Origin of the sequence: Lentilactobacillus farraginis DSM 18382 = JCM 14108 (assembly GCF_000583655.1) — a bacterium.
Classification (GTDB): Bacteria; Bacillota; Bacilli; order Lactobacillales; family Lactobacillaceae; genus Lentilactobacillus; species Lentilactobacillus farraginis.
In genome coordinates this window covers 1-5,015 of the sequence record NZ_BAKI01000076.1, presented here as the reverse complement: position 1 = coordinate 5,015, position 5,015 = coordinate 1, and the positions used below count along the sequence as shown (strand labels likewise).

The following is a 5,015-nucleotide window of genomic DNA, read 5'->3' as shown; positions in this document are numbered from 1 at the left end:
GATAACGCAGTTCGTTTAACATTTGTTGATAATAGCGGTAAGACGATTGCTTCTCTTGATTATACTAAAGCCGGTGCTAACAAGGGCACTAGTTTAGGATCATTAGTAAGACAATCTAACGGAACTTACCAATGGAAGTTGGATCAAAACGGTACCACAGTTCGTGACGATCTTAATGCAAAGATCAAAGCTGCTTTAAACGGTACAGGATACACTTATGACTTAACGACCGGCGGAAACGAAGCTGTTATTGCTCAAGCTTTGACAGGTAATGAAACTAAAATTAGCTTGACTAAAGGTGCAACCGTATATCAACAATTAAGTCCTTATTCTACTGACGGTACAAACGTCACCAATGCTGTTCCAATGAAGGCTACTGCTGGTACTAATAAGTCTGTCTTTGATACTACGGTTGCTAAGGGTGATAGTGGCTTTACCAGTGACATTGAGTTCAAAGATACTACACAGTTCAATGCTGATGGTACTTTAACTAATGACTTCCAACAAGCACTCTATAATTACCTTAAAGATGATAAGAATAGTGCTAGCTTAAATAAGTTAAATAGTGCAATTCTTAAGGCTGCAGCACAAACTTATATTGCTCCTGCTGCATTGAATACTACTGATTTATTTAGTGGAGCGCAAGGTGCTTCGTATACAGGCCAAGATGTGTTGAATTATGTAAATGGCAAAGCCTCATTGAAGGCCTTGAAGTCAGGCGCATTCCCGCAATTCAATGCTAATGGTACCCTTAAGGTTGGTATCAATTGAACTACACTCCATCTTATGCTGCTAATGGTACATTTGGTACTGGTGCATCCCAAGTTGTATATTCATATAGCTCTGCTACTCCAACTCAATTAGCTGCCTTTCCAACTTCGACTGGTAGCAATACCAGTGATCCATTTGCGCCCGCAGCTTCGACAACGACGCCGACAACTGGATCGGGTTCAACATCAACTCCATCACAGTCAAGTTCGACTAGTTCGTCATCTTCATCAACTTCATCACAGTCAAGCTCAGCTAGTTCAAGCTCCACGAAGTAGTACTGAGTTGTGAAGCTATGATGCTTAGACAAAAGTTTTATTAGTAATTAGAAAAGTCAAACTAATCTGGGAGAAACACTTTCCGGGATGGTTTGACTTTTTTAATAGGTTCAGTTTTTTCGGGCTCTTTGTCAAACATCCTAAAGTAAGAGGCATCAAGATTGTGACGACAATCTTGATGCCTCGTTTACGATTTTTGAAATGAAGGTAGGGTTGTCAAAATTAGTGGGATATAAATTCCGAGTGTCAAACTGTCCCATTAACGTACAATAAATAAAAGTGCAACATCAAATTAAATGATGTCACGCTTTTATGACTTATTCACTATTAATGATCGTCTGGATAGTAATTATTTAGTAGAGACTTTCCGCTTAGGCTTAATATCCAAAGCGGTCCGCCACTTCTTCCAAATGGTCTTGTATTCATAATTCTTGGCAGTATCGTAACTATTGTTACTCATGCGTTGAAGTTTAGTATCGTCCGTCAATAGTGAAATGATGTCCTGGGCGTATTGATATAAGTCGCCTGGTGTTAATAAGTAACCGTTTGTACCATCGTCAATAATATCGCTTGGACCAAAATTAGTATCAAACGCAATCAATGGTAGTCCATGTGCAGTCGCTTCCGCCATTGCCAGTGGGAAAGCATCTTGGTGAGCGGCGCCGGCAAAGACCTTGGCTGAATCATAAACCGGGCCAATATCAGGTGTGTAACCTGATATCTTAACGCTATAACCAAGATTCAATTGGTTAACCAACTGTTCCAAAGAATGAACATAATCCGGTGTCCCAAAACCACGGATATCCAACACAGCGTCCGGTACTTGTGGCACGACCAATACAAAGGCCCGAATCAAATTATCGATGCCCTTATCCGCACCCAGTCGACCAACGTACAATACCTTATTGCCTAACCGGGTATTCATCGGGATCCGTGGTGCTTTCAATTCTTTACTACTGAAAGCAACCCCCGGAATTGATGTAATCGGAATGTTTCGACCTTTTCCTTTACGACGCTTCAAGCGGATTCTTAATTGACGTGCTTGATTATCGGTCATGGTAATTAAGCCGTCCAGCTTATCCAAATGCTTGAAAGTTTCCTCATAACTTGGTTCAAGCGGTGAATTCGTCAAGTCTTCCGGATTGGCAGCGTGCAGAATTGGGAAGAAGAGGTATTTCTTTGCTTTAGTAGTCATGTTGACCAATGAGGTATCGGCAACACCTGGTCGATCAGCGATAAAGGTATTTTCTTCCTTACTTTGACGATTAATTTCGTCCAAGAAGAAGGTAAACAGTTCTTCTTCTGAATTAAAGTAAAAGTCATTGCCCTTATAGTTAATCAAATGAATGTTGAAAATAACTCTGCCTTTACGGTCATCCGTAATTTCCCAGGAACGTTCCAACGCCCTGGTACCATCCAAACGATATAAGATTTCGGCATGTGGCGCACCATCAAAATCTAGGAATTGACTGGCAGAATGAAAGCCACGTGAATCCCACAGTTCCCGATTAGCGATATTGCCGAATTCATCATAGTGGTCGACCGAAGCAATCTCACCAACGCGACCGGGTGTATGGTGAATCGCCTGAGCTAAGCGACCACCTTGATAAGCTTTTGAAACGTTACTATCATTCTTTACCTGGTAGCTGATCGGAATATGCAGACCTTTGGTGCTGGTCTGCTTTTCTTCAACACTAACCGTTCCCTGGAAGTAGTCGTACATATTGAGAATATCATCTTGGGTTAAGCCAAAGCTGGCAGCGTTCAGCTTTTCCATTGGGTCAAAATCACGGGTAACAATTTTGGCATTCAGCCGTTCGTGTTTAAAAAGTGCCAAGCGGTGGAATTCGGCATGTTCCACACTTGAATTTAAAGCTTTAATATATTGATTTAAAAAGTAGTACATGATTACACCTCAAGACTTTCCGGGATTCTTGCATGCTTCTCTGCGTCTTTAATGAGTGGCTGCCATTTTTCCCAAACAGCATCTGAAGAATAATTCCAGCTATCCTTATAAGCATTTTCACTGAAAGTTTCCAGCTTTTTAGGATCTGAGAGTAATTCAATGATTCGGTCAGCAAGTTGGTCAACGTTGCGGTTTTCAACCAAGTAACCGTCTTTGCCGTCGTTAACCACATCTCTTGGACCATACTTAATATCAGTAGCGACAATTGGTAATCCATGCGCCTGGGCTTCAACCAACGTTAGCGGCAGTCCTTCTGCCCGGCTTGGTAAGATTAAAAGTTGGGCTTTATTATAGACGTCACTAATATTCTTGGTGTAGTCATGGAATGTGATGTCATCGTTCAAGTGAAGCCGGTTCACGAGGTCAGCAAGCGTCTTGTCGTAGTTATTGTTACTATATCCCCAAAAATCAAGGGTCGCGTCAGGAACGGCTTTGAGAACCTTTGGCCAAGCCTGAATCAAGATATCTTGTTGCTTTTCATCAGAAAGCCGCGCCACCATAATAACGGACTTCGGTTTGCGATCGGCCCACTTAACGTGTGGCCGTTCCAAGATTTTCTGATCGGTTACGGCCCCCGGAATCATGTAGACATTCGGCTTTGTCTTGCCAAAACGTTCCGTAAAGTCTTGATACTGCCAAGGGGTTAAAGTAGCGATACCGTCCCAGCGCTTCCGATTTTCCAACATGTATTCGTAATTATAGTTAAAATCAGAGTGCATGTGATCGGTACCGGAATTTACGTGATTATTATGTAGATACATCACGGTATAAATCGGTGTTTCCATCTTTTGAATAGAGTAGGCCAGTTCGTAAGCCCGATCACAGATAATCGTGTTGGCTTCACCGGTTGAAAGATTGAGTTGATCCAACCAGAAGGTAGTTAAATCTTCGTAGGTCGCAAAATCATAGTCTTGACCATTGTAATTAACCAGTTCGTGAAGTGACGTTTCAGGCTCACCGTTCCGAGGTGGCATGGTAAACCGACGAATCGCAACTTCACCATTCGGTTTTAAGATCTGTTCAGAAACCAGGGTTGTGTCATAGGCAAAAAATTGTTCCAAAGCCGCAAAGCCCCGGGTATCATAACGAACCATTCGAGTTGGGCGACCGTTAAAACCGGAATATTGAACCCAGTCGATCTGATCATCCTTGGCAGTTTTGGTACCAACGATCATCACTAACTGATCACCAACAAAGACATCCGTTTTGGTTTTATCTTTTTCAGGCTTCAGTTTTGCGTTCTTAGGAAGTTTCAATTCTTTAATTGTCATTTTGCGGCGTTTAAAGTTAGTGGTTCCTTGAAAGAAATCGAATAGGTTGACGAATTGATCGTCAGGAATACCGGCATCCTCTGTCACGTCATGTAGATTTAGCGATAGTGTCCGGGTAATGATTTTGGCTGGAACATGCTTTTCGTTAAACAACTTTAATCGTTTAATTTCCGCATGTTCAATACCAGACTTTTTAAAGCTGATATTGTCATCATAGAAAAAGTACATGTGTAAACGCTCCTTGTCGTGTCTTCTAGTAGTTGAGAAATAACACAAGATACTTCTAGTTTATCATATGAAATGACTGGAAAGTGGGATGTTTCAAGTATATTGGCAGTTGTAAAGGAAAAATAATAATGGCAGAATTGTAAAAGACAGATTACAATTAGCTTAATAAAAAAATTTTGAGGTGAAGTTATTATGAAATTAGAAGAACGGAAATTTTACGATGAATTGTATCCTAAGAGGAAAATCCTATTTTTAGAAGCGTTTAATGTGATGATGGTTCTCATCGTTTTTTGGACTTTGCCTCAATTTTATACGAACAGTATGCGATTATTATCACTAGTTACCATATTACTTTTACTAATAGCTGTTTATGAGCGCATAATTTTTTGGATAAAAGCAAGGGTGTATTATAAAATGAAGAAAACATACGCTTTAATATTAAGCAGTTTAATGTCAGTTTTCATTATTATTCTAGATAATAATCTGACATCCTTATGGAGCTTG

4 protein-coding genes and 1 pseudogene are annotated in these 5,015 nt (G+C 40.6%); 2 read left to right on the top strand and 3 right to left on the bottom strand.

From position 1 onward, the window contains the following. Positions 1 to 771 (top strand): annotated as a pseudogene (locus tag JCM14108_RS14740) (S-layer protein); the annotation flags it as partial. An 85-nt stretch (positions 772 to 856) separates the two neighbouring features. Here the strand turns inward: JCM14108_RS14740 and JCM14108_RS13465 are convergent. The 3 genes from JCM14108_RS13465 to JCM14108_RS13455 all read right to left on the bottom strand — a co-directional run bounded on the left by JCM14108_RS13465 (position 857) and on the right by JCM14108_RS13455 (position 4,511). Further along, positions 857 to 1,039: a hypothetical protein gene (locus JCM14108_RS13465; protein WP_035181463.1), complete on the bottom strand. Its 183-nt coding sequence runs from the start codon at positions 1,037 to 1,039 to the stop codon at positions 857 to 859. 356 nt (positions 1,040 to 1,395) lie between these two features. Beyond that, on the bottom strand, positions 1,396 to 2,952 hold the full coding sequence (locus JCM14108_RS13460) for a glycosyltransferase (protein WP_035181462.1): 1,557 nt from the start codon (positions 2,950 to 2,952) through the stop codon (positions 1,396 to 1,398). 2 nt (positions 2,953 to 2,954) lie between these two features. Further along, entirely contained in the window at positions 2,955 to 4,511 is a 1,557-nt protein-coding gene (locus tag JCM14108_RS13455; protein ID WP_035181461.1) for a glycosyltransferase, read from the bottom strand. A 192-nt stretch (positions 4,512 to 4,703) separates the two neighbouring features. Between JCM14108_RS13455 and JCM14108_RS15695 the strand changes: the two genes are divergently transcribed. Then, positions 4,704 to 5,015: hypothetical protein (locus JCM14108_RS15695; protein ID WP_035181459.1), on the top strand; the 312-nt coding region annotated here is incomplete at its 3' end.